The sequence below is a fragment of the Flavobacteriales bacterium genome, from assembly GCA_016699575.1.
Classification (GTDB): domain Bacteria; phylum Bacteroidota; class Bacteroidia; order Flavobacteriales_F; family PHOS-HE28; genus PHOS-HE28.
The window spans coordinates 2,452,481-2,476,098 of sequence record CP064979.1 but is presented as its reverse complement, the minus strand read 5'-3'; the positions used below and the strand labels follow the sequence as shown (position 1 = coordinate 2,476,098).

The following is a 23,618-nucleotide window of genomic DNA, read 5'->3' as shown; positions in this document are numbered from 1 at the left end:
CGCTCTGTTCTTGGTTGCCATCGTGAGCGAAGGTAGAGGGGCTACCCTTCCAGAACTACAGGTGCTGGTCCCACTTCCAAGGGGCGACGGCGCCGGTGCCATACACCTTGGCAACGAACGGTTGGCGTTTGTGCTTCGCTGCGAACCTTTTCATCGCCGGTGCGGCTTTGACGAATGCCGCCGCCATTTCTTCACCGACCAGGTTCTTTGAAACCAGGACGAACACACCGGCCTTGGAGTTCTTGATCGCCAGTCGTTCCAGGGCATTCGTTTTCAAGTGCTCGTCGAATGATAGGATCACGCATCCGAGCTTGGCCACCTTCGGCAGCCATTCATGATCCCTGGCGTTCTGTTTGAAGAGCTTATCGTGCGGGATGGCTTTGTAGCCTGCGGCCGTCAGAGCCTCGACCACCTTGAGCCGACCTAGACAACGGTCGACAAAGAAGACGATCTCCGGTTCGCTGGAAGCATCAGGCGGCATCCGAGATGGTCATTTCACACCGCAATGCTTCGACGATCATCTCTGAAGAGCAGTTGTAATCCGCCATGAGATCTTCGATCGATTCGCCAGCCTTGATCCGATTGGCGATCATGCGAGTTGAAACACCGATGTCCGCGAGCGCGAGCCGGCCGAACGAAAGTTCAGGATCGATGACGACCAAACGAGGTTGTTGGTCGAACGCCGCCTTTCTGGTGAATGGATAGAGACGGAGGGGGACGCCATGCTTATCGCGCTCTATCCTCTTCAAATACTGCAGAACAACATCACGCATGGTGACTTGTCCGCCTTTGTTCGCGGCCACAAGTTGACCGAGCTGCTCGACCAGTAGGTCAACACCGTCGGTTTGCAGATCAACATCCGACAGCGGATGCGCCGTCCCGATCTCCTTCTTGATGTACTCGATCGCGATCCTGACCTGTGGCATGGGGATCTTGTACTCCCTGCGTGTCACGGAAAGGACGTGCAACTCGACGAGGTTGCGAAAGGAGAGAACGTTCTCGTCCTTGTCAGCTGGATGAATGAGCGGCTTCAGGAATTTCTCCTGCTCCTTCGAATCGTAGTAGGTCTGGCCGACCACCCAAGACTTCACCGTGCTATAGGGCAGGCCCAAATAATGAGCCGCTTGAGCCATCGTATAGGCTGGCGTATCCCTCAAACCGATATGAGTTTGCTTGGCGGACATGACGGGCCAAAGTTAGAACCGACGGGGCGGACAATGCACGTGGTCCTTGGACTCGGGGGCGGGGACGAGTTGCCAGTCGAGGGGCTTCCTCTTGGTTGCCATTGTGAGCGAAGGTAGATGGCTCGCGCTATTGGCCGGGATCAGCGCTCAATGTGTCATACAGCACCCGCATTCCCTCCGCAGCATCATCGCTTTGCACGTTGGCGAACACGATGTATGCACGGTCCACATCGGCATGCACGTACACCACGCTCAGAAAGCTGCCGGGGTTGCCTTGGTGCCAGGCCAGCCTCTTTCCCTGTCCATCCACACCCCACCACCAGCCCAGGGCGAAGCGCGACCGACCAAAGAGAAGATCATCGAACCCGGCCTGTGGGAGGAGCGGTGATCGACCCTGCGCTCCGCGCAGCAGTTCCTGTATGAAACGCGCGTGTTCGGGCAGGCTCACATTGATGTTGCCCGCTGCCTCGAGCCAAGCAAGCTTGTGATCTGTTGAAGGTGGCTGCGGAACAAGTTGCGCATCGTGTCCCCAAGGTTGAAGCGTGTCGCTGGTATTGGGCGCACCGAAGTCGAAATGGATACCGAGTTGCGCGCCCAGCTCGCCCACCAGTTGCTTATAGCTGCGCCCGCTGGCCTTTTCCAACATCAGCCCAGCGGCCACGAAAGCGAGGTTGGAGAAGTTGATGCTGTCCTTGGTGTGCAGTGGCTTGTGCGCGAAGCCCCAAGCCGCGAGCTGGCGCCGTTGTTCCGCTTCATCGCCGGTGAGGTCTTCGCGCCGGGGTTCCGCATCGGTGTAGGTGTACTTGTACAGCCGCGTGCGGAAGCTGAGCAGGTCGCGCAGGGTGAGTTGCCGGTACACCTTGCGCGCGCCTTTGCGCATCTCCGGAATGAGGTCGAAGAAGCGCGTGTCCCACGAGAGCTTCCCTTGATGGACCAGTTGTGCAGCGATGAGCGCGGTGATGGTCTTGGTGTTGGAGCCGATGCGGAAACGGTCGTCCTCATCCGCGGGCCAGGCGCGATCGACCCGCTTGGTGCCGAGCACATGCAGCTCCAACACGCTGTCCGCCGATACCACGGCGTACCCGAGCTCGGGGATGCGGTGCGCGAGGCGCATGCTATCGGCGAACGCGGCATGATCCTGCGCACGCAGCACGCCGGCGAAGATCGATCCACCGAGCAGGGCACAGGCAAGCAACACACGCAGGGGCATCACCATTGCGGCGCAACGCAACGCCGCCGGTGAAGCTAGATCGCCTTGCCGAACCGGTAGCTGCAACCAACAAGCAGGCTCACCGCGTTGGTGCGGATGCTGCCATCGTCCACCACCGGCAGCGCGCTGATGTTGGTGAGCCCCTTGTCGTAGCGCACCTCTGTGTTCAGCCCGAAGTGTGCACCGAGCGGAAAGGACCCGGCGATGCTGGCGCAGATGCCGAGATCGAGGTTCTCGAAATCGTCGGTCACGGTCTGGTCCGCAAGGTCGAAGCCCTTGGACGTGAGCTGCCCGGACATCAGCACGCCGGCGTAACCACCTGCACCGGCAGTGACCCTGACTTTCTCGCCGAACCCGAAACGGAGCATCAGCGGAATGCTGAGATAGTGCAGCTCGTAACGAACGGTCCCCGATCCTATCGTGTTGCCATTGATGTCGGTGAAGGTGACATCGGAGCTGTACCCTTTCTCCTGGTAACCCGCGCCGAGGCGGATCCCGAACACGGAAGAAGTGTTATACTGCAATGAGAGGCCGGCGGCAGGGCCCAATAGGGCATCGGTACCGTCGATCGCCTTGTTGCCGCGCAACCAGCTGAGGCTTGGACCGAGCTGCAACCCGGCTTCGAACCGGGTCATCTGGCTCATCGCATCGGATCGGATCAGCGTTGCGATCACAACCAGGGCGAGAGTCCGAAGTAGCATGCGTTCCGGTTTCATGGTGCTACAACGCGCCTTGCGGTGGATCATTATCCTCTCCAACTCGTTCGACGTGCTGGCAGGAGCTGGGGCGAAGGTCCAGCCGAGGCTTGCTCCTTGGTTGCGATCGTGAGCGCGCATCTGCACTCAAATGGAGCATCAGCACGAAGCGAAGCAACTTTAGTGATCCGTAACAACACGCTATTCCCCAAATGCAAACAGGCCCGCTTCCTCTGAAGCGGGCCTGCTCATTCGTTCGTCTTCATTAAGGCTTCACGAACCGATGCACCTGCCCACCGCAGCGCAGCACGTACACCCCGCTGCGCAAGTCGGTCGTAGAAACCTCGTTCGCTCCTGAGCGCAACACACCATTGCGCAATGCGCGACCGCTCGCATCAACGAGCAACCAGTCGGTGGCGGCCGCATTGTTCTGGATGAAGAGCACACCAGCAGCCAGGTCCTGACGGAAAGTGATGCCTGCTTCCTGCGCATCAGCGATGCCCGTGCTCAGGAACTGGAAGGGCGGCGAGGTGTTGATGCAGCCGAAGGAGTTCATCTCCACGGTGTAAGTGCCGTTCTGCGTGGGTGTGTGTGTGCTCGCCATAGCACCGCCGATCGGTGTTCCATCGAGGAACCACTGAACACTGCCGCCGCCGCTCACGGTGAGGTCCGGAAAGTCGAAGGAGATAACAGGCAACGCGTTCGCTTCCACATCCAGGCTGAAGCGGAACACAGAGCCGTTGCCATTGTTGTTGTTCGCGCCGTAGGTGATGAGGTCTCCGCCACTGAGCCGGAAGCCATGCACGAAACCGCGGTTGGCGAACGGCGACTGGAGCACGCCGTTGGTGCCGAAGCCCGCGTCGGGTTGCCCGCCGGGTGTCAACCTCAAGATGGCACCAGGTCCATTGGTGATGTTGCTTTGCCGGTGGAAGAGCAGTACGCTTCCATCATCATCCATCCACAGCCCACTGCCCACCGGATTGCTTCCCGTGACCTGGAAGATACCATCGGTGCCGTAGGTGAGATCGATGGAGCCATCCTCGTTGAATGCGGCAATGCTCGGACGCGTATCGCCGTCGTGCGCGCCATAGCCCACGAGGAATCCGCCACCGGGGCGGCGCACCATGCTCCAATCCTTGAAACCATCGGGGCCGCCGAGATGGCTGGTTGATATGGTCGGATGCAGCGCAAGGCCGTTGGTACCGAAAGCCGGATCGGGATCGCCATCGGGAAGGAAACGAGCGAGCGCCATGAAGTACGGATCGAATGGGCTCGTACCAACGAGACCGGCGATGGTCACGGATCCGTCGGGGTCCATCACCGCGCCAAGGTCCTCGTTGAACGGGGTGTAACCAACGGGCATCTCCGCGCGACCGTCCGCTGAGTAGCTGGGATCAAGAACTCCGTCGGTCGTATAGCGGAACACACCCAGTTGCGCATTGCCGATGATGGCGGCGAGTATGCGGCCATCCGCATCGATGAAGACCTCTTCCGCTTTGCCCGTGGCCGAGCCCGTGGAGAAGCCAGTGTTGTTGTAGCCTGTCCCGTTGAAGGTGTTGTCCACCGATCCGTCCGCGTTGTAGCGCCAAACTCCGGGGAACTGGCCGGAGCCCGCGTTGCTGGCCGCGATCAAACCGCCGCCCACGATCCTGCCATCGGCCTGCACCGCGATGCTGCTGCAGATGGTGCGTTGCTCGAAGTGATGCGCGAGCACGCCGTTCTGCCCGAAGGTGGGGTCGAGCGCACCGCATGCGGTGTCGACCCTGGCCATGAGCGCGTAGTAGGGAAAGCCATTTCCACCCCAGCCTGCGAGCAAGAGCTTGCCGTCGGCTTGCAAAGCGTGGCTCTTGAAGGCCGCTTGGGATGTGATGGGCAAGGCGATATCCGCACAGCCGTTGGTGCCGAAGATCTGGGCGGGTTCCGGTGTCTGCGCGACCGCAGGTGATGCGACGCTTGCAGCCAGCAATAGAACAGTGGAGAGTCGTTTCATGGGGCTGTTGGTTCAGGGTGCCAAGCAACCGCGTCAAGAAGCTGAGCGCAATAGAACGTTGGTTAGCATGCGAGGCCATCGCGCTGGTTTCTCTACAGAAGACGGGTGAGAACCGTCATTGCTGACGTGCGCATCGACTTCGATCCTTCTTCTTGGTGATGGGTGCTTCACAGTGGTTGTGACGGTACTTTCACGGAACAATTCATTGGCAAAGCCACCTCGAACGCGATCACTGCTCTACGCCGCGTGACGGCACCGCCAGCGATCGGACAGGGTGAATAGCTTCGGGCCACACTCACCATCCTCAACCCCATGACCAAACACCTTCTCCTCGTTTTTCCGCTGGCGCTCCTCGCAGCTTGCGGCGGTGGCTCCCACCCGGAGCACGACAAAATGATGGCCGACCACGCCGCCTTGCACGCGGCCGACAGTGCCAACAAAGCGGCCACGGACCAAATGAAACAAGGCGCCCAGAGTTTCCTCGATGCCTGGTGGACCGGAAAGACCGATGGCCTCGACGGGATCATGGCCCAGAACTTCACGACCCACATGACCATCCCGGGCGTCACTTCCTCCGGCATCCAGAAGCTGAAGGACATGATCGCCATGTCCAACGCGGCCTTCACCGACAACAAGGCGGAGGACCAGCACCTGACGGCCGAGGGCGACCGCGTGATCGCGCATTACCGCTGGACGGGGAAGAACACCGGCTCCATGGGCGAAGGCATGCCTGCCACCAATGCGTCCGTCGACGTGAACTGTGTGGACATCCTCCGCTTCGAGAACGGGAAGATCGTGGAGCACTGGGGCTACATGGAGGAGATGAAAATGATGGAGCAACTCGGCATGATGGGCGGCTCCGGGGATCCGGCGAGGAAGTGAGGGCACGATCGAACAGCGACGGCGGGGCTTCGTCCGACTTGTCGGGAGGCCTGAGCTAGCAGGCGTTAGTGTCTTTAGAGCGGAGGACCGACCACCGGCATGTGATGCTCTGCTGCTGCCCTGCCCAACGCTTCAATGTCGGCAGGCGATGGCGCGACGGGCGTGGGCAGCTCGGCGCGCTCTGCCGGCCGCCACATGGCGCGCAGGAAGAGCTCGAAGTCGCGCCCTGTGGTGATGCTGAAGAAGTGCCCGGTCGCGGAATCGCAACGGAACGTGTGCGGCGTGCCCTTGGGAACGAAGATCACATCGCCCGGTCCTTTCCTCACGTCGGTATCGCCTTGCCGGAAGGTGAAGTTGCCCTCGATCAAGTGGAAGATCTCGTCCTCTCGTTCGTGGATGTGCAGCGGCGGCGACTCGCCCTGGCACACATGATGCTCGATGTAGGAGATGCGGTCCGAACCCTCATCGCAAGCGACATGCACACGAACGAGGGTATTGAGGAACCAGTGATATGGACCGGCAGCCATGGGGAAGGTTCGGGGAAATGTATGCGACACCCTACAACTGCGTGCCGACGCTCCACCAATTCCCCGCGTAGTCCTTGAAGGATGCGCGCCGATCAGGATCGCTTTCGCGCTGCTTCGGAGCTTCCACCGCTTCGCATCCCAAGGCCAGGGCCTTCGCGTAAGCGGCATCGACATCGGGCACGTACACATGCATCACGATGGGCACGGCAGGGAACTTCTCCGATGCCTGCCCCAACATGATCACCGAGTCAACCAGCATCATCTCGGCGTGCATGATGGTGCCGTCGGGCATGTCATAGCTCCGCAATTCCTTCGCGTTGAACAGGGCTTTCATCAGTTCAACGAAACGCTTTGCATCGGGAACGATGAAGTACGGCGAGACGGAGTTGTAGCCGTCCGGCTTGAACGAGGTGCTCATGCTGCGACGGTCATTTGCCGCTCAACAGCATCAGCTGTCCGCGGTGGTACGCCAAGTGGCTGGTGCGGCTCAGCAGCACGTTCAACCGGTTGCGGTGCGGTTCCTTGGGGAAGTCCTCCTCGGTGATGTTCGCGTGCCGCGTGGACCATTCCCCTGCAGGCAGTTGTTTGATGTGGTCCATCAACGTGCTGTTCACTTCCTTCCAGTGCCCTCGCAACAACGACAGCGGAGGCAGGTCGGCCACGGCCTTGTCGGGTTCGTTGATGAAGGGCTTGTGGAGTTCCGGATGCATTGCTTCGCGGAACCGCAGCAAGGGCATCATCTGGTCGTGTTCGGCTGCTAGATGTCCAAGTAGGTAAATGCCCCGATTGCGGCCGGGAACGACTTCGCGCATCAACTGCTCATCGCTGAGCTTCGCCAGCAGTACATCGGTGGCCTTGATCTCCCGGTTCCAGGCATCGAGCGCCATGCGCACGAAGAGTTGTTCGGTGTTGTTCATCGGTTGTGCCCGCAATGTAGTCCGGCACAAGCGCCTCGACGGCACACGCACAATGCAGCCCCGACGGCAGAGCGGGCCTCAACGCTTCAAGAACCGCGCTGAGCGACGTCCACCCTCTGTCGAAAGCTGCACGATGTAGCTGCCCGACAGGAGCGTGGACACATCGATGCGCGCACCAGCGAGCGTGGCACGATCAACCACTACACGACCGGTCGCGTCGAGGATTGATGCTCGTTCCTCCGGTAGCGAACCACCCGCAAAAAAGAGCTCATCCCCGCACGGGTTGGGATAGAGCACGAGTTCGCTCGCAGGTGCACCGCGCCACACGGCCACCGCCTGCGACCATGTCTCCGTGCCGTCGAAGTCCGTTTGGCGAAGACGGTAGTACGAGAGCCCGTCCAGCGGTGCATCATCGCTGAACGCATACGCCAGGGTTGTCTGCGACTGGCCCGCACCGTCCACCTCGCCGATGTCGGAGAACGTCTCCCCGTCCGCACTCCGCTCCACGGTGAAGAAGTCATTGTTCGTTTCGGTGGCCGTGGCCCACGTGCACAACACTTCCGCTTCCTCCGGCCGTGCATCGAAGTGGAGCAGTTCAACCGGCAACGGCGTTGAGCTCTGCACCAACGCCCATACGAAGTCGAAGCTGCTGGTGCTGGCCGTGATCACCACGTTCTGCACGGTGTTGACGATGCCGTTCGGCGGTTGCGACCACACGGAACCGTTGAAGTGCTGCGCCTGCAGCGCGGCTTCCACGATGGTGTTGGTGCCGCTGTTCCACTCGCTGTCCTGGTAGTTGAAGTTGAGGATGGCGGTGGGCGCTGTCGTGTAACCATTGGTGGTGATCGGCCAGAAGCGGTCCACCACGTTGTGCGCGTTCTCGTTGCCCGCCAGGTCCGTGAAGACGGTCATGCCCGTTGGCAACGGCCGGTTGTTGGGTGCGCCGAACGGATCCGTGGGATAGGTGGCGAAGATGAACGTGCCCGGCCCGGTACCCGCCGATGAAATAGCCAGCACCACCGGCAAGTACGCGCTGCCGTTACCGAACGGCACCTTGTAGTTCCCGGTGTTCGCGCCGATGTGCCATTCCACCTCGCCGTAACCGGTCAACGGATCGCTCTCGCTCACCATTTGCCCGTTCAGGCGGGTGATGGCCGTGGAGGCGCCGTTGCTCACGGTGATGCGGTGCGTGTTCAGTTGCACAACGGCATCGCGCAATTGCAGCACACCAGCGGGCGCGGGATAGGTGCCACCGACCACCACATCCTGCTGCAGGCCGAGTGAGGCGCATTGCAGGTCGAGGCCATCGAAGGCGGCAACGGAAGTCCCGTCGATGGTCTGCGTTGCACCGTTCATGATCACCGTTCCGGCCACCGGCGCGAAGAGCTGTCCGCCGCTGTTGTTCGTGAGGTTGCCACTGAGGTCGATGTTGCCTGCGTTCGCCACGGTGGCACCCGTGGTCGCGAGCACATCGCCCTTCACGGTCAGCTGCGTGCCTGCCGTGATGGTGATGGCTGCACCCGCATCGGTGAGCAACTGCGCATGGCAGGAGCAGGCGAGAACCGCCGCTGTTATGGCCGCCCATGATCTCATGGGGCGTAGATCACCAGGATCTTGATCGGCTTGCTCAGGATGGATGCGGATTGCGCGGCCACGTTGATCACGTTGACGCCTGCGGCCATCACGGTATACTGGTAGTGCGTGCCGAATCCAAGGGTGTAGCCCGCCGGGATCCACACACCGGGAGACCATTCCACCAGGACATTCACCGCGATGACACGGGAGACGCCGGCTCCGTACGGGATGATCGTGCTTGAGTTCTGCGCGGCCGCCGTGGTGCCGCTCAGCTCGAGCATCTTCACCGCCGGTGCGTTGCTGCCGAGCATGGTATATCCGTTCACCTCAAGGGTGCTCGCGGGAGCGTTCGTGCCGATACCGACCTGGCCGGTCTGATCGATGCGCATGCGCTCGCTGCCATTGGTGATGAAGGTGGCTGATGCATTGTTGAGCGTACCATGCACCAGGGTGTTCGGGGTGTAGCTGTTGCCCAGGTTGGCCCATCCGGTCACTCCGCAAAGGGTGCCCGCCGCGCCGAAGTAGTGGGCACCGCTCACCCCTGAATCATCCGTGTTGCGGAGACCGAGGGTGGCTGAAGCCGGTGCCGCCCGGAGCACATGCAGGCCATACTGCGGCGCGGTGGTCCCGATGCCCACGTTGACCGCGTTCACGCCTGTAGCGCCGAGCACCAGGCTGTTGTCCATGGTGACCTGCGCGAAGTAGCCGATCGCCGTGGCATTGGTGAGCGCAGGACTGCCTCCGCTGCTGCGGCCGATATAGGTGTTCCGCGAACCGGTGTTGCTCGTGCCCGCGCTTCGGCCCACCATCACATTGTCCACACCGGCACCGGTGTTGTAGCCTGCGCTCATCCCGATGCACACGTTGTCGGAACCCGTGCTCAGGCCCCAGGCCGCCTGCTGCCCAAGGGTCGTATTCCCCGTACCTGTGCTCAGGACCGCAGCCGAATTGTAGCCGATCAGCGTATTGTCGGAGCCCGTGCTGTTCACCCCGGCACTACGACCCACGAACGTGTTGCGGTCACCCGTGCTGTTGTAACCGGTGTTCACACCGATGTAGACATTGTCGCCACCAGAGACGTTCAGCCTTCCGGCGCTCCGTCCGATGAAGGTGTTGCGCAACCCATCGACGTTGGTGATGCCCGCAGATGTCCCGATGAAGGTGTTGTCCGTGCCCGTTGTGTTGAACGCACCGGACGAGGTCCCCACGAAGGTGTTCACGGAGCCGGTCGTGTTCTGTTGACCGCTCTGGCTGCCGATGAAGACGTTGTTCGAGGCGGTCGTGTTCGACTGCCCCGCCGCCGCACCCAACATGGTATTGGACGAACCGGAGGTGTTCGCGGTCATGGCCCCGGACCCCACCACGGTGTTGGCGTTCCCGTTCACATTGGCCGCTCCTGCACTGTTGCCGATGAAGGTGTTCGTGGCCCCGCTGGTATTCGCGAAACCCGCATTGCGCCCCACCAGGGTGTTGTTCGCGCCATTGAAGGTGTTGCGCCCTGCGCCCGATCCCAGGAAGGTGTTGTTGAAGCCAACGAAGTTGGACTGACCCGCAGTGGCGCCGACGAACGTGTTCTCGGTGCCGCTGGTCGTGGCCGCGCCCGCACTGTGCCCGATGAACGTATTGCTCGATCCGGCCGTATTCGCTGCGCCACTATTGACGCCGTAGAAGCTGTTCTGCGTTCCCACGGTCATCGCGTTCCCGCTCTGCCAGCCCATCCACGTGTTCGCGAAGTCGAGCCGTCCCGCGTTCACCAGACCAATGCGGAAGGCCAGCGGCGTGAGGTCGTTGGTGCCGATGTAGTTGAGCACTGGGCTCGTGCCCATGTTGCCGTTCAAGGACCAGCCCGCTGGGCCGCTCGTGAGCATGACCCAGGCCGTGCCATTGAAATAGAAGAAGTTGCCGACGGTGGTGTCGAACACCAGCAGACCGGTGGCCGGACCGGCGATGGCCGTGCGCTGGGCCGTGGTCATGCGGGGCGTCAGCAGCCCTTTGGCCGAGCTCGTCAGGTCGAGGAGCGCGCTGGCATGCGGCGCCGGGTTGTTGATGCCTACACCGCCCTGGGCCAACGCGCGAAAGGGGCTCGCCAGGGCGATAAGGATCAACAGATGACGAAAGGATGAGGCGGGCATCGTTGAATGTTTTTGCAAGTTGAACGCGTGGCTGTCCCCCGCGTCCAGTCCCGTTTATCCTGCGGCACTTCGATACCCGAACGGTGCACGCCCAACTTCCGTTCCCCGGTGGGTGGCCGGTGAGCGAACGGTCGCACGATGATCCGGTGGCATGGCATTGACCGGGGAAGGCCGATACTTTGGCAACGTGCGAAACGCGCTCCCATTCCTTCTTCTGTTCGTCGTCCGCCCGGCATCCGCGCAGGACACCGTACCGGACACGCTGGGCACCGATAGCGCGCGTGTGGTGGGGCTCAACAAGCTCTGCTTCAAGTATTCCGACCTGGACCCTGACAAGGGATTGGGATATGGCCGACGCGCGCTGGCACTTGCACAGCGCATCGGCTTTCCCGAAGGTGAAGCACAATCGCACGGCTACATCGGCTACTGCCTCACGCGCAAGAGCGCTTTCGATTCGGCGCAAGCGGCATACGAACGCAGCATCGCCTTGTATGACCGTTTGAAAGACCCCTGCGGCGCGGCGGGCATGTGGTACAACGTGGGGCTCAACCACCAGATGCTGCAACAGGAAGCACAGGCGTTGGAGATCTTCCTGCGCGTGCTGAAGACCGAGGAGAAGTGCCCCACCCAGCAGCAGCGCTCCACGAGGCTCTATGCGATCGGGTCGGTGTACGCGAACATGCAGCGGTACAAAGAGGCGTTGCCGTACTACCAGGAAGCGATCGCCCTTGACAGCGCCGCGCACGACACGACCCGTCTTGCCAAGGAGCACGTGGCGATCGCGAACGCCTACTCGGGTACCGGGCGCCTCGAAGAGGCTCTGGCCAGCCACGACAGGTCCGTGAAATACAGTCTTGCCATCGGCGATTCGCTCACCGTGGCCTACGTGCATTACAACGTGTCCAAGATCCTTGCATCAAAGGGTGACCTGCCCGCAGCCGTGGAACGTGCCGAGCTCTCGTACAACCTACTGGTACGGCTCAAGCGCGCGGCCGAATCGGCACATGCGGCCATCAACCTGGCCAACCTCTATTCCAAGGCCGATCGGGCGAAAGAGGCCGATACCGCAGCACGGCACGCTCTGCACATCGCCGACAGCCTGGGGCTGGTGAGCGACCGGATCTACGCCATGCTGGCCGTGGCCACCGCCAAGGAAGGACAAGGGGATGCGAGCGCGGCGCTTGCGTGGTACAAACGCTACGTGCACGCGCTGGAGCAGTCCAACACCGAAGAGCGCGACCGTCAATTGAACGAAATGACCACGCGCTTCGAGACGGAGAAAAAGGAGAAGGCGTTGGAGGCCTCGCGATTGCTGGAGACTGCTGCCCGTGCTGAAACGGAACACCAACGCACCTTGAAGTTCGCCTACCTCGGCGGTGCCGCGTTGCTTGGCGTTCTGCTCGTGCTGTTCATCGCCCGCTTCCGATCGAAGCGCCGCGCCGCGGAAGAACTGGAACGCGTGAACGCCGAAGTGCTGCGGCAGAAGGACCGCGCCGAAGAGAGCGAACGGGCGAAGGACCGCTTCCTGGCGAACGTGAGCCACGAGATCCGCACACCGCTCAACGCCATCATGGGCTTCACCGGCCTGTTGCTGCATGAGCACCGCGATGAACGCACCACGCGCTACCTCACGAACATCCGCGAGGCTGGCGACAACTTGTTGGTGGTGATCAATGACGTGCTCGACCTGAGCCGCATCGAAGCCGGTCGCTTGCAACTGGTGAAGGAACCCTTCGACCTCCACCGCACGGTGCGGCTTTGCGCGGAGATCCTCCAGCACCGCGCTGAAGAGCAAGGCAACACGTTCACCACGAACGTTGCCTGGGATGTGCCGCAATGGGTGATGGGCGATAGCGCACGAGTGCTCCAAGTACTGCTCAACCTCGCTGGCAACGCGCTCAAATTCACGCAAGGCGGCACGGTGGGAGTCGGGGTGAGGATGGGGGCCGCTGGGATCCGCTTCACCGTGCGCGACAACGGCATCGGCATACCGAAGGAAAAACTGCCGGACATCTTCGACCGCTTCACGCAAGTGGACGTGAACGACCAGCGCAAGTATGGTGGCACAGGTCTGGGCTTGTCCATTGTGAAAGAACTCGTGGACCTGCACAAAGGCAACATCCACGTGCACAGCGCCCATGGGCAAGGCACCACCTTCACCGTGGACCTGCCATTGGTGGGCTCACCTGCGCCAGCGATCGCATCGCAACGGGCAGTATCCACGGGCAATGGATCCCTGGCAAGTCGCACGATCCTTGTGGCCGAGGACAACGACATGAACGCCTTGGTGACCACCGAAACCCTACGGCGTTACTACCCCGCCGCTCAAACGGTGGTGGTGCGCACCGGGCAGGAAGCCCTTGACCACATGGTCGCAGACACCGACCACGACATCGCGCTGGTGCTGATGGATGTGCAAATGCCCGTCATGGACGGGATGACGGCCACGCGACGGATCCGCGCGATCAACGGTGATGCGGCCCGGGTGCCCATTATCGCGCTCACCGCAAGCGTGCTGCCGAGCGATCTGAGCCGATGCCTCGACGCGGGCATGGACGCATGCGTGCCCAAGCCCTTCAAAGCCGATGAACTGCTGCGCGCCATTGGCCAGGTCACAGGCGATAGCGGTGCACCAGCCGGTATCGGCTTCGACGTGCACGACCCGAACGTTGCCCTCTACCACTGGCTCGTGCCACAGCGCTTGAAGGCTTTGCGCACGGCATTGGCACAGGATGACGCGATCGAGGTCCGCAACATCGTGCACGCCCTGCGCCCGCAGCTCATCGAGCGGGACCGCGCCACCTTCGATGAACCCACCGCGCGACTGCTGCGCGACAAAGACCCGCAGTGGAAGCCGAATGCGCAAGCGCTCGTCGAACTCGTTCAAACCACGCTCACATGACCGCCTTGGTGCGCGCGATCATCATCGACGACGACGCGTTCTCGCGCGGTCAGGTGCGCAAGCAATTGGAGCGCTACAGCGATGCTGTTGATGTGGTGGCCGAATGCGCCAACGGCGAAGAAGGCATCGAGGCCATCACCACGCACCGGCCCGATCTGGTGTTCCTCGATGTGCAGATGAAAGGCATGAACGGGTTCGGGATGCTCGACGCGATCGCCGAACGGATCTTCGGCGTCATCTTCATCACCAGCTACGATGCGTACGCCATCCGGGCCATCCGCTACAGTGCGCTGGACTACCTGCTGAAGCCCATCAAGCCACAAGAGTTCGACGCAGCCCTCGGGCACTTCATCGCGCACCGCGCGTTCCTGCCCGCACGCCTGGACATGCTCGTGAGCACGCACAAGGAGAAAGAGGCGCCGCGCATGCTGGTGATCCCCATGCGCGATGGCGACCGCCATCTGCGCGTGGACGACATCATCCGATGCGAGGCCGATCGCAACTACACGCTCTTCCACTTGCGGCGCGGCGAACGGGTGATGAGCAGCCGAACGCTGCAGGCCTACGAAGAGTTCCTGTCGGAGAATGATTTCCTGCGTGTACATCGTAGTCACATCGTGAACCGTGCGCACATCAAGAACGTGGGGGCGCTCGATGAACTGTTGCTCAGTGACGACAGCAAGGTGGAGATCAGCAGAAGGAGGAGGACCGAAGTGCTGAGTGCCCTGGGAAGGAAGTGAAGGGCCATCGGTCACGACTTGTCCTACACCAACCACGGGCTGTGAGGACGCCCGGAAGCAGCGGCATTCGTCAACTTTCCATCACTTCCGGGCAGCGATGGCGGCGCGGCCCGCATCATACAGCCGGAACCCGAACGAACGACCATGAGAACACTCATCCTCGCCTTGGCCTGCGCAACGACAACCGCTGCAACGGCCCAATTGCCACCGCAAGCCGAAGCACCGCTGGCAGCCCACCTGATGGAAGTGAACGTCCAGTGGCGCACCATGGACCCGGCGTCGCTTGCTTCAACACCAAGGCATTTCCGCAACGAGCCGGACCGCATCGGCACACACCTGCGCATGGTGTGCGACCGGCTGAGCAGTAGCGCTCCGAAAGGCCTGAGCCCATCCCAGTTGGCCAACCGCATCCATCTCATCGGGCGGCTGCGGGCCTATGCCGACGCCGGCCGTTTCCCGCAGAACCATGTGCTGGACTACCGCAATCCGGTGTTCATCGACGAGCAGAACACCGCTTGCGCCGTGGGCCATCTGATGCGCGAGAGCGGCAATGGAGCATTGGCGCAACGTATCCACGACGAAATGAACCTCGCCTTCGTGCACGACATCACCATTGCCGATGTGGCCACATGGGGAACCGAACAAGGTTTCACCGCAGATGAACTCGCTTGGATCCAACCCGGCTACCCGCCCGGCGACCCATGGTTCAGCCTGGGTGGCGGTACCAACGGCACCGTTACGACACTGCTCACCCTGGGCAACGGCGACCTGCTCGTTGCGGGCGACTTCACCCAGGCCGGTGGTCTGAACCGCACACGCGTGGCCCGCTGGGACGGCAACACTTTCCAGGAAATGGGCAATGGCCTCGATGGGACGATCGAGTGCGCCATTGAGCAAGCGGGTATCGTCATGGTCGGTGGTTCGTTCCAGAACAATGCAACCGACGTGGCCATCTGGAACGGAACCATGTGGAGCTACAGCAACGTATTCCAAGGGCAGGCGCCATCGGTGCACGCCTTGCACATCCACAATGGCGAGCTGTTCGCGGCCGGCACGGTGAGCGGGTTCGCGGGCACCGACCAGCGTGTGCGCAAACTGGTGGGCCTGTCGTGGCAGGACGTCGGTGGCAACCTGAACGGCACGATCCTGGCGCTGGCCTCCTTCAACGGGGACCTGATCATCGGCGGCGAGTTCGTCGGCGTACAGGTCTTCGGCGCGCAGGACACCAGCTTGATGCACGTGGCGCGGCTGAACAACGGCGGATGGGAGCAACTGGCCGGTGGGTTGAACGCGGCTGTGCGCGACCTGGAACTGTTCGATGGGGCTTTGCACGCCGGCGGTGACCTCTTCGAGAACATAGCGCCGGTGTTCGGTCTTGCGCGTCTGGCCGCTGGTAGCAGCGCTTGGGAACAGTTGATGCCGAACCTTACCAACTACGTCTTCCCGGGTGTTGGCATCAGTGCCATCCACACCTTGCATGTTGCGGACACGACACTGTACCTGGGCGGTGAATTCAACATTGCCAGTGGCCTCACCTACGGCAGCAACATCGCGCGCTTCCACGGCGTGCCCGACCAGTTCGAACCCGCCGCAACCTTGGACAACAACGTACAGGACATCGCCTTGCACGGCAACCTGGTGGTGATCGGGGGCGCTTTTACAAGCGGCAATAGCACACAGCTCGATCACATTGGCACGTTCGACCTGAGCACGGGTGTAGTGGATCCCTCCGGGCGGTTGGAGTTCGGCCTCGCACCTAACCCGGCCCACGATATGATCACGCTCACCTATGCGGCGAACGAACGGGCCACGCTCGCGGTAGTCGACGCAACAGGCCGCGTCGTGATAAACGAGCTATTGGGCAGCAGCGCTGTGCGCAACTTCAACGTTTCGGCATTGGCTCCCGGTAGCTACAGCGTGGTTCTCAACGACGGTGGCGCCAGAGGCACGAAGACATTCATCAAGCAGTAACCGCTGGCTTTGGCCATTGCTCACGGTACGCCCTGCGCCAGCGCACGTATCCGGCCACCGCAAGGCCGATGTACACCGCGTTGAGCAGGGCGTACCCGTGCAGGTCCAACAACTCGCTGTACACCACGGACACCAGATCACCGATGGTCCAGTAGATCCAGTTGCTCAGGACCTTGGCGCTCATCATCCATGTGGCGATGATGGCGAAAGCGGCAACGAAGGCTTCCATCAACTGGTAGTCGCCGGGGATGCGCAACCAATGCATGGTCGCCCATAGGGACACCGTGATGCCGCAGCCGAGCAACAGCAGCACTGCGTGCTTGGGGAACGGGAACTCGACAATGGTCTTCGAGACGGGATCTCTGCCCCACGACCACCAGCCGTAAAGGCCCATCCCCGCGTAGAAAGCGTTGAGCACGGTCATGAGCCACGCATCCTTTGCGGCATACACCACCATGCTCAAAATGGCAGCCACGAACCCCAGCAACCAGCCCGGGCGCTTCTCCAACGCAATGAGGATGGTGAAGCCGATGTTGAGCGCAACGGCCGACCATTCGAAAGCGAGGAGAAGTTCAGGTGGCATGCGGACGAAGCCCCCGGTTCCAGGGCTCTGGCTTCAAGCGCCAAAGAAAGGTCCGGCGTTGAAGCGCGCTACTGTCCGCAATTGCAGGGCGTGCTGAAGTATGTGGTGGCCCACGGCACCAGCTCCTGGATCGCTGCCTGCTCCTCGGCGTTCATCTCGATCACGCGGAGGTCAAGGAAGCGGAGTGCCTTCAAATTTTCCGCCTCGGCGGGCAGCGCACCGATGTCGTTGCTCCACAGGTCGAGCACCACGAGCTTCTCCAGACCACCGATACAGGGCGGTAAACCATCGATCTCGTTCTGGCTGGCCACGATCTTCTTCAAGTGCACATGCTTGCAAAGCACACCGGGGAATGCCGTGAACTTGTTGCGGCCCAGGTGCACCTCCTGCAAGTAAGGAAGCTCGGCCAGCCAATCGGGTAGTTCCTTGAGCTTGTTCTTCCCCAGGTCGAGCATGTTGAGGTTCTTGAACTGCCGCACTTCCTCAGGCACCGCCTTCATCTTCTTTCCGGAAAGGTCGAGCCGATGGACGCTCAGGGGATCCTTCAATGCGCGTTCGAGGCTGTTGAAGGTGCGAACACTGTCGAGCGCGGGCGCATCGAGCAATTGGGCCGTCGCGGTCAACGAACAGAGGAAGAGCAGGTACGGGAGGAACCTTGTCATTGCGCGAACAAACGTGAGACGTGGTCGCGATCGATCGCCAACTGCTGCTTGAGGCCGTCCAGGCCGTTGAACTTCATCTCGTCACGCACGCGTTGATGGAAACGCACGGTGATGGTCTCTCCGTACAAGTCGCGCTCCAAGCCGAGCACATGCACCTCCACGGTGCGCTCTCCGTCGCTGTGCACGGTGGGCCGCTTACCGATATTGAGCATGCCGAAGTGTTCACCGTCGCGCAAGGAGACGTGAACGGCATACACGCCGTCGCCCGGTACCAGTTTGTAAGGGTCGGTGAGGGCGATGTTGGCCGTTGGGAAACCGATGGTCCGGCCCACCTGGTCGCCCTTCACGACCAAGCCGGTCAAGGGATATTCGTACCCGAGCCAGTGGCAGGCTTGGGCCACATCACCCGCCTGCAGGGCATGCCGCACCTTGGTGCTGCTCACCTTCACATGATCGATCTCCTCGGCTGGGATCTCCTCCACCTTGAAATCGTACACCTCGCCGAACTGGCGCAGCGTGCCGATATCACCCTCGCGATTGCGCCCGAAACGGTGGTCGTGCCCGATCACCATGGCATGCACGCCGATACCGTCCACGAGGATGTTGCGCACGTACTCCAATGCGGTCATCCGGCTGAACGAACGCGTAAAGGGCACAACAAGGAGATGGTCGATACCGGCATCTTCGAGCAGCGAGGTCTTCTCCTTCTGGGTGCTCAGCAGCTTCAGGTCGTTGTCGTGCGGGAAAAGCACCATCCTCGGGTGGGGATGGAACGTGAAGAGCACACTTTCCCCCTCTTCGCGCTGAGCGATCTCCTTGAGCCGCAAAAGGATCTTGCGATGGCCCATGTGCACGCCATCGAAGGTGCCCGTGGTGAGCACGGGGCGTTTCACCCCGTAGAACTGCGAGATATCGGTGTGGATCCTCATTCCTGGGCCGAAGATGAGCGTGTGAACTGGCTATCCCACGGCGCCCAAGCACGACCGGTCCACAAAGGGATGTTGCGCTACGCGAATCGCTTTTTTCCACACCCCGGCCCTGTATGTCCGGTCCGGCTACTTTCGCGGCCGCAAAACAGGGGGTATCCCTGCCTTCGGCAGGCAGGCCCGCATCAAATAGACCCATGGCAAAGCAGATCGGTAAGGTGGTCCAGGTGATCGGACCCGTTGTGGACGTTCGTTTCGAGGCCGGCAAGGACCTGCCCAACATCTACGACGCGCTGCACATCAAACGCGAAGACGGAAACGTGTTGATCCTGGAGACCCAGCAGCTCATCGGTGAAGACACCGTACGCGCTGTTTCCATGGACAGCACCGATGGCCTCGCCCGGGATACCCGCGTTGAGGGCCAAGGCCAACCGATCGCCATGCCCGTGGGCGACGCGATCAAAGGCCGTCTCTTCAATGTGGTGGGCGCTGCCATCGACGGCATGAAGGACGTGAGCGGCGGCAAGAGCTATCCCATCCACCGTTCCGCTCCCAAGTTCGAGGAACTGAGCACCAGCACTGAGGTGCTGTTCACCGGCATCAAGGTCATCGACCTGATCGAGCCCTATGCCAAAGGCGGTAAGATCGGTCTGTTCGGTGGTGCTGGTGTGGGCAAGACCGTGTTGATCCAGGAGCTGATCAACAACATCGCCAAGGGCTACAGCGGCTACAGTGTTTTCGCCGGTGTTGGTGAACGCACCCGCGAAGGGAACGACCTGCTCCGTGAAATGATCGAAAGCGGCATCGTGAAGTACGGTGACGACTTCATGCACAGCATGGAGAAGGGGGGCTGGGATCTGAGCAAGGTGGATTACACCAAACTCGAGACGAGCCAGGCCACCTTCGTTTTCGGGCAGATGAACGAGCCCCCTGGAGCCCGTGCACGTGTGGCCCTGAGCGGCCTCACCTTGGCCGAGTACTTCCGCGATGGCGATGAGCAGAGCGGCGGCCGTGACATCCTGTTCTTCGTGGACAACATCTTCCGCTTCACGCAAGCGGGTTCCGAAGTATCGGCGCTGCTGGGCCGTATGCCGAGCGCCGTGGGTTACCAACCTACGCTGGCAACGGAGATGGGTGCCATGCAAGAACGCATCACTTCCACCAAGCGCGGTTCCATCACCTCAGTGCAGGCCGTTTACGTGCCCGCGGATGACTTGACCGATCCAGCGCCGGCCACCACGTTCGCGCACTTGGACGCCACCACGGTGTTGAGCCGCAAGATCGCAGAGCTGGGTATCTATCCTTCGGTGGATCCGCTGGATTCCACCAGCCGCATCCTGACGCCTGCCATCGTTGGCGAGGAGCACTACCGTTGCGCCCAGCGCGTGAAGGCCATCCTCCAGCGCTACAAGGAACTGCAGGACATCATCGCCATCCTCGGCATGGACGAATTGAGCGAAGACGACAAGATGTCCGTGAACCGTGCCCGTAAAGTGCAGCGTTTCCTGAGCCAGCCGTTCTTCGTCGCCGAGCAGTTCACCGGCCTGCCCGGAGTGATGGTGCCCATCGAGGAAACCATCAAGGGCTTCAACATGATCCTGGACGGCCAAATGGACGAGTACCCTGAAACGGCATTCAACCTGAAGGGCAGCATCGAGGACGTTATCACGGCCGGTAAGAAGATGCTCGCTGACGCGGCGAAAGCCTGATAGCATGTGACCATGCGTCCATGTGCCCAAGTGGCCGTGGCCCGAGCGCATGAGCACATGGACACATGATCACATGGACACATGAAACTAGAGATCATCACCCCGGACAAGGAGGTCTTCAAGGGCGAAGCCAAGCAAGTGAGCGTGCCCGGTGTGGACGGCAGCATGGGCTTCCTGGACAACCACGCCCCGCTGATCACCGTGCTTAAGGCAGGCAACGTGAAGGTGACCACCGCTGACGGCAAAGTGCAGGAGTTCCCCGTTAAGGGCGGCGTGGTGGAAGTGATGAAAAACACCGTGCTGGTGTTGGCGGAGTGACCGATCCCAAAGAGCATTTCCGAACGGCGCCTTCTCGGCGCCGTTCGTTTTTGGCTTGCATTGCGGTCCCAGCCATCGGCACAACGAACCGCAGTATTGGCCTCCGCCCGGATCACGTGCGCAGGAACGACCTCCATTTTCACCCCACATTCCCGGCATGCCCCACATCAACCTCCCTCCCGGCCACAGCCCCGGCATCAGTGGCTTGCTGATCTACCGTCCCGAGACCGCGAAGCCGCTCCGTGAACTGGTGGAGATCCTTTTGCAAGGACCCAGCACGCTCACAAAGGGCGAGCGCGAGATCATCGCTGCCAGCGTGAGCTGGTGGAACGGCTGCCACTTCTGTCACACCAGCCACGCCGCAGCCGCCTGTGCGCACTTGGGCCGCGCGGCCGACTTCATTGACGAGATCAAGGCAGGACTGCCCAACGAGGCACTATCGCCCAGGATGCGAGCCCTGCTGCACGTAGCGCACCAAGTGCAACGCGGCGGCAAGCACGTTACCGAAGACGATGTTGCCCAGGCAAGGGAATCCGGTGCCACGGACATCGAGATCCACGATACCGTGCTCATCGCAGCCAGCTTCTGCATGTTCAACCGCTACGTGGACGGTCTGAACACCTGGGCCTGGCCGGAGAAGGAGAAGTTCATGGAGATCGGCGGGAAGATGGCCCGCGAAGGGTACATGGAACCCTACGTGCCTTCCAACGACCTGGCCAGGTAGGGCCGCAAAAAGAACCCGCGCACCCTGTTGCCAGGATGCGCGGGCCCGTTTCGTTCGGATACCGCCTAGCGGATCGTCACTTTCTGCACGGTGCTGGCAACGTCGTTGCTCACGCGCACGCTGTACACGCCCTTGGCTAGGCCACTCAGGTCAACAACGGTGAGGTTGTTGAAGTTCACGGTGTACACCACCTCGCCCAGGATGTTGGTCACGTCCACCAGGTAGCTGCCGGCCTCGGCTGCATTGATGGTGAACAGGCCCTCGCTGGGGTTCGGATAGATGTTGATGCCTTCCAGCGCACCGGTGTTCTCCTGCACGGCAACAGCGGGATCGCTGCTGAGACGGATCCCATAGGCGTTGCCGTTGCTGTAGGAAAGACCGTCACTGGCCAAGCTGATCATGCTGGCGATGGCCGGCTGGGGCACGGTGACATCGTCCAGAACGCGGATGTCGTTCGCGTTGCTGTTGCTCACCAGTTCAACCGCGGCGTAGTACACGCCCGGGTTGAGCGTGAAGGGAGGGTTGAACGCGATGCCGACGCGGCCGTTGGCGATGTGCCACGCCGTTACGTCGGTCTCCGAACTGGTCACCAGCGGGCTCAGCACATTGTCGTTCAGCACCTCCGTGGTATCGTGGATGCTGGCAGTAATGGTACCGCCTTCAACGGTGCCATTGGCGAGCAGCACCTCAAGGCCGGTGACGGTCATCGGTGTGCTGATGTAGTACATGGTCATCAGGAACAACTGATCGGCATTGTCCGTGAAGCTGTTGGTACCGGTTGCGGTGAGCAGTTCGTAGCCAGCGGGGTGGTTATCGATACCGTCCAAGGAGTAGACATTGTCCGTGATCTCGAAGTTGCGCAGGTAGAGGTTGTTGTCCGGGTAAGCATCCTGTCCCCCTTGATCGCTCGTCACCGAGAGACTGCAGGTGTAAAGCTGCTGGGCCAGTGCACCACCAAGGGTGATGTCCTCGTCCATGAGCAAGGTCTCGTCCGTAACCAGCAGAGCGGCGCTGGTGTTCGCATTGTAACCGGCCACATCGGCGTTCACCGATACGTTGGTCTGGTCCTGCACGCCCGGGTTGGTGAACTCACCGCCCACGTTCAGGAAGGTGCCCATTTGGGCGGCAGGGATACGGCCGTACTCATCACCAGTGCCAGTGTGGGATACGAAACCGCTCTTCATCACAACATCATATTGGGGCTGCTCTTCCACCCGCACGTCATCAACGTACCAGGCGTAGCCCCATACACCGTACCAGTAGAAACGGACCCAAACGGTGCCTTGGCTGCCGGCCGCATCGCTGATATTGATCCGCTTAACGGTGGGGTTGCCCGGGGAAACGCTCTGCGTGAGCTCGCCGTCCTTCCACACGGGATAAAGCCCCGTGGGCAGGCCCACGGTGGCCGTATCGCTCGGGGGAACAGGCCAGGTCACACCGTCGGTGCTGATGGCGATGTAGGTCTGCTCGTTGTTGAAACGGCGGTACTGCGTTTCGAACTGGAGCACAACGTTCGGAAAGGCGCTCAGGTCGATGGACTGGGCCGTGGTAAGGAAGCTCTGCTCGTAGGTGCTTCCGCCGTTGTTCCCACAGTCGCTGCACAACATTGCGTAACCATCCGAAGCCGTGGTGCTCAGGATCGCAGGGGTGCCGTACTGGCCGGAGCTCTCCAAGCCGATACCGATCTGCCAATCCACCACGAACCCGTTCGGGTCATGGCTGATGACCCAATCGCTCGCGCTGGCGAACGTATTGCTCCAAATGACCGCACCCTTGGCGGCGCCGGGGGTGTTGTGGCGCACGGCTGATGCGTCATAGCGCTCTTTCAGTGCGCGGGTGCCCGCGTTGCTTTGGGCAATGGCCCCGCCAGCGACGAGGATCGCGGCAAGAGCGGTGATGTACTGTTTGTTCATCTTGGTTATGGTTGAGGTTTGTGCTTACGAAGGGGTCCAAATGTATTGTCGAAGGTTG

21 protein-coding genes are annotated in these 23,618 nt (G+C 61.4%); 7 read left to right on the top strand and 14 right to left on the bottom strand.

What is annotated here, in order from left to right:
• Positions 1-55: 55 nt before the first annotated feature.
• The 5 genes from IPJ76_10220 to IPJ76_10200 all read right to left on the bottom strand — a co-directional run bounded on the left by IPJ76_10220 (position 56) and on the right by IPJ76_10200 (position 5,079).
• Positions 56-481, bottom strand: coding sequence for a hypothetical protein (locus IPJ76_10220; GenBank protein ID QQR84996.1), 426 nt, complete (start codon positions 479-481; stop codon positions 56-58).
• Positions 471-1,184, bottom strand: a complete 714-nt coding sequence (locus tag IPJ76_10215; protein QQR84995.1) for a DUF433 domain-containing protein — start codon at positions 1,182-1,184, stop codon at positions 471-473. Before IPJ76_10215 ends, IPJ76_10220 begins: the two co-directional genes overlap by 11 nt.
• A 127-nt stretch (positions 1,185-1,311) precedes the next feature.
• Positions 1,312-2,394 (bottom strand): beta-lactamase family protein, encoded by a 1,083-nt coding sequence (locus IPJ76_10210; GenBank protein ID QQR84994.1) that lies wholly within the window; start codon positions 2,392-2,394, stop codon positions 1,312-1,314.
• Between the two features lie 35 nt (positions 2,395-2,429).
• A complete protein-coding gene (locus IPJ76_10205) occupies positions 2,430-3,038 on the bottom strand; it encodes a PorT family protein (GenBank protein ID QQR84993.1) in 609 nt (202 codons plus the stop codon).
• A 316-nt stretch (positions 3,039-3,354) separates the two neighbouring features.
• Positions 3,355-5,079 (bottom strand): hypothetical protein, encoded by a 1,725-nt coding sequence (locus tag IPJ76_10200; protein QQR84992.1) that lies wholly within the window; start codon positions 5,077-5,079, stop codon positions 3,355-3,357.
• Between the two features lie 312 nt (positions 5,080-5,391).
• On the opposite strand from IPJ76_10200, the gene IPJ76_10195 reads away from it, so the two are divergent.
• On the top strand, positions 5,392-5,961 hold the full coding sequence (locus tag IPJ76_10195; GenBank protein ID QQR84991.1) for an ester cyclase: 570 nt from the start codon (positions 5,392-5,394) through the stop codon (positions 5,959-5,961).
• 74 nt (positions 5,962-6,035) lie between these two features.
• Here IPJ76_10195 and IPJ76_10190 read toward each other — a convergent pair whose 3' ends face one another.
• From IPJ76_10190 to IPJ76_10170, 5 genes are all read right to left on the bottom strand, one after another.
• On the bottom strand, positions 6,036-6,488 hold the full coding sequence (locus tag IPJ76_10190) for a cupin domain-containing protein (GenBank protein ID QQR84990.1): 453 nt from the start codon (positions 6,486-6,488) through the stop codon (positions 6,036-6,038).
• Between the two features lie 31 nt (positions 6,489-6,519).
• Entirely contained in the window at positions 6,520-6,906 is a 387-nt protein-coding gene (locus tag IPJ76_10185) for a VOC family protein (protein QQR84989.1), read from the bottom strand.
• A 10-nt stretch (positions 6,907-6,916) separates the two neighbouring features.
• On the bottom strand, positions 6,917-7,405 hold the full coding sequence (locus IPJ76_10180) for a DinB family protein (protein ID QQR84988.1): 489 nt from the start codon (positions 7,403-7,405) through the stop codon (positions 6,917-6,919).
• Between the two features lie 78 nt (positions 7,406-7,483).
• Positions 7,484-8,998, bottom strand: coding sequence for a T9SS type A sorting domain-containing protein (locus IPJ76_10175; protein ID QQR84987.1), 1,515 nt, complete (start codon positions 8,996-8,998; stop codon positions 7,484-7,486).
• Entirely contained in the window at positions 8,995-11,112 is a 2,118-nt protein-coding gene (locus IPJ76_10170; protein QQR84986.1) for a hypothetical protein, read from the bottom strand. The genes IPJ76_10175 and IPJ76_10170 overlap by 4 nt, the downstream gene beginning before the upstream one ends.
• Positions 11,113-11,299: 187 nt before the next feature.
• On the opposite strand from IPJ76_10170, the gene IPJ76_10165 reads away from it, so the two are divergent.
• The 3 genes from IPJ76_10165 (at position 11,300) to IPJ76_10155 (ending at position 16,725) form a co-directional block, all read left to right on the top strand.
• The gene (locus tag IPJ76_10165) at positions 11,300-14,014 is read left to right on the top strand and encodes a response regulator (GenBank protein ID QQR84985.1); all 2,715 of its coding nucleotides are present in this window, start codon (positions 11,300-11,302) and stop codon (positions 14,012-14,014) included.
• Entirely contained in the window at positions 14,011-14,754 is a 744-nt protein-coding gene (locus tag IPJ76_10160) for a response regulator transcription factor (GenBank protein ID QQR84984.1), read from the top strand. Before IPJ76_10165 ends, IPJ76_10160 begins: the two co-directional genes overlap by 4 nt.
• 144 nt (positions 14,755-14,898) lie before the next feature.
• Entirely contained in the window at positions 14,899-16,725 is a 1,827-nt protein-coding gene (locus tag IPJ76_10155) for a T9SS type A sorting domain-containing protein (GenBank protein QQR84983.1), read from the top strand.
• Here IPJ76_10155 and IPJ76_10150 read toward each other — a convergent pair.
• From IPJ76_10150 to IPJ76_10140, 3 genes are all read right to left on the bottom strand, one after another.
• A complete protein-coding gene (locus tag IPJ76_10150) occupies positions 16,715-17,308 on the bottom strand; it encodes a nicotinamide mononucleotide transporter (GenBank protein QQR84982.1) in 594 nt (197 codons plus the stop codon). The two genes, IPJ76_10155 and IPJ76_10150, sit on opposite strands and share 11 nt — an antisense overlap.
• A gap of 68 nt (positions 17,309-17,376) precedes the next feature.
• The gene (locus IPJ76_10145) at positions 17,377-17,970 is read right to left on the bottom strand and encodes a leucine-rich repeat domain-containing protein (protein ID QQR84981.1); all 594 of its coding nucleotides are present in this window, start codon (positions 17,968-17,970) and stop codon (positions 17,377-17,379) included.
• On the bottom strand, positions 17,967-18,899 hold the full coding sequence (locus IPJ76_10140; GenBank protein QQR84980.1) for a bifunctional riboflavin kinase/FAD synthetase: 933 nt from the start codon (positions 18,897-18,899) through the stop codon (positions 17,967-17,969). The genes IPJ76_10145 and IPJ76_10140 overlap by 4 nt, the downstream gene beginning before the upstream one ends.
• 194 nt (positions 18,900-19,093) lie before the next feature.
• Here IPJ76_10140 and IPJ76_10135 point away from each other — a divergent pair, with 194 nt between their 5' ends.
• The 3 genes from IPJ76_10135 (at position 19,094) to IPJ76_10125 (ending at position 21,647) form a co-directional block, all read left to right on the top strand.
• Positions 19,094-20,605 (top strand): F0F1 ATP synthase subunit beta, encoded by a 1,512-nt coding sequence (locus tag IPJ76_10135; protein QQR84979.1) that lies wholly within the window; start codon positions 19,094-19,096, stop codon positions 20,603-20,605.
• An 81-nt stretch (positions 20,606-20,686) separates the two neighbouring features.
• Entirely contained in the window at positions 20,687-20,923 is a 237-nt protein-coding gene (atpC, locus tag IPJ76_10130; GenBank protein QQR84978.1) for an ATP synthase F1 subunit epsilon, read from the top strand.
• Positions 20,924-21,080: 157 nt separating this feature from the next.
• Positions 21,081-21,647, top strand: a complete 567-nt coding sequence (locus IPJ76_10125; protein QQR84977.1) for a peroxidase-related enzyme — start codon at positions 21,081-21,083, stop codon at positions 21,645-21,647.
• A gap of 65 nt (positions 21,648-21,712) precedes the next feature.
• Here the strand turns inward: IPJ76_10125 and IPJ76_10120 are convergent, their stop codons facing one another.
• Positions 21,713-23,560, bottom strand: a complete 1,848-nt coding sequence (locus IPJ76_10120) for a T9SS type A sorting domain-containing protein (protein QQR84976.1) — start codon at positions 23,558-23,560, stop codon at positions 21,713-21,715.
• Between the last annotated feature and the right edge of the window lie 58 nt (positions 23,561-23,618).

Bases quoted from the DNA above. Each gene is read 5' to 3' on its own strand.
- IPJ76_10215 (QQR84995.1), bottom strand. From the start codon at position 1,184: ATGTCCGCCAAGCAAACTCATATCGGTTTGAGGGATACGCCAGCCTAT.
- IPJ76_10195 (QQR84991.1), top strand. From the start codon at position 5,392: ATGACCAAACACCTTCTCCTCGTTTTTCCGCTGGCGCTCCTCGCAGCT.
- IPJ76_10185 (QQR84989.1), bottom strand. From the start codon at position 6,906: ATGAGCACCTCGTTCAAGCCGGACGGCTACAACTCCGTCTCGCCGTAC.
- IPJ76_10220 (QQR84996.1), bottom strand. From the start codon at position 481: ATGCCGCCTGATGCTTCCAGCGAACCGGAGATCGTCTTCTTTGTCGAC.
- IPJ76_10155 (QQR84983.1), top strand. From the start codon at position 14,899: ATGAGAACACTCATCCTCGCCTTGGCCTGCGCAACGACAACCGCTGCA.
- IPJ76_10125 (QQR84977.1), top strand. From the start codon at position 21,081: ATGCCCCACATCAACCTCCCTCCCGGCCACAGCCCCGGCATCAGTGGC.
- atpC (QQR84978.1), top strand. From the start codon at position 20,687: ATGAAACTAGAGATCATCACCCCGGACAAGGAGGTCTTCAAGGGCGAA.
- IPJ76_10145 (QQR84981.1), bottom strand. From the start codon at position 17,970: ATGACAAGGTTCCTCCCGTACCTGCTCTTCCTCTGTTCGTTGACCGCG.
- IPJ76_10170 (QQR84986.1), bottom strand. From the start codon at position 11,112: ATGCCCGCCTCATCCTTTCGTCATCTGTTGATCCTTATCGCCCTGGCG.
- IPJ76_10205 (QQR84993.1), bottom strand. From the start codon at position 3,038: ATGAGCCAGATGACCCGGTTCGAAGCCGGGTTGCAGCTCGGTCCAAGC.
- IPJ76_10135 (QQR84979.1), top strand. From the start codon at position 19,094: ATGGCAAAGCAGATCGGTAAGGTGGTCCAGGTGATCGGACCCGTTGTG.
- IPJ76_10120 (QQR84976.1), bottom strand. From the start codon at position 23,560: ATGAACAAACAGTACATCACCGCTCTTGCCGCGATCCTCGTCGCTGGC.
- IPJ76_10175 (QQR84987.1), bottom strand. From the start codon at position 8,998: ATGAGATCATGGGCGGCCATAACAGCGGCGGTTCTCGCCTGCTCCTGC.
- IPJ76_10160 (QQR84984.1), top strand. From the start codon at position 14,011: ATGACCGCCTTGGTGCGCGCGATCATCATCGACGACGACGCGTTCTCG.
- IPJ76_10140 (QQR84980.1), bottom strand. From the start codon at position 18,899: ATGAGGATCCACACCGATATCTCGCAGTTCTACGGGGTGAAACGCCCC.
- IPJ76_10150 (QQR84982.1), bottom strand. From the start codon at position 17,308: ATGCCACCTGAACTTCTCCTCGCTTTCGAATGGTCGGCCGTTGCGCTC.
- IPJ76_10200 (QQR84992.1), bottom strand. From the start codon at position 5,079: ATGAAACGACTCTCCACTGTTCTATTGCTGGCTGCAAGCGTCGCATCA.
- IPJ76_10180 (QQR84988.1), bottom strand. From the start codon at position 7,405: ATGAACAACACCGAACAACTCTTCGTGCGCATGGCGCTCGATGCCTGG.
- IPJ76_10210 (QQR84994.1), bottom strand. From the start codon at position 2,394: ATGCCCCTGCGTGTGTTGCTTGCCTGTGCCCTGCTCGGTGGATCGATC.
- IPJ76_10190 (QQR84990.1), bottom strand. From the start codon at position 6,488: ATGGCTGCCGGTCCATATCACTGGTTCCTCAATACCCTCGTTCGTGTG.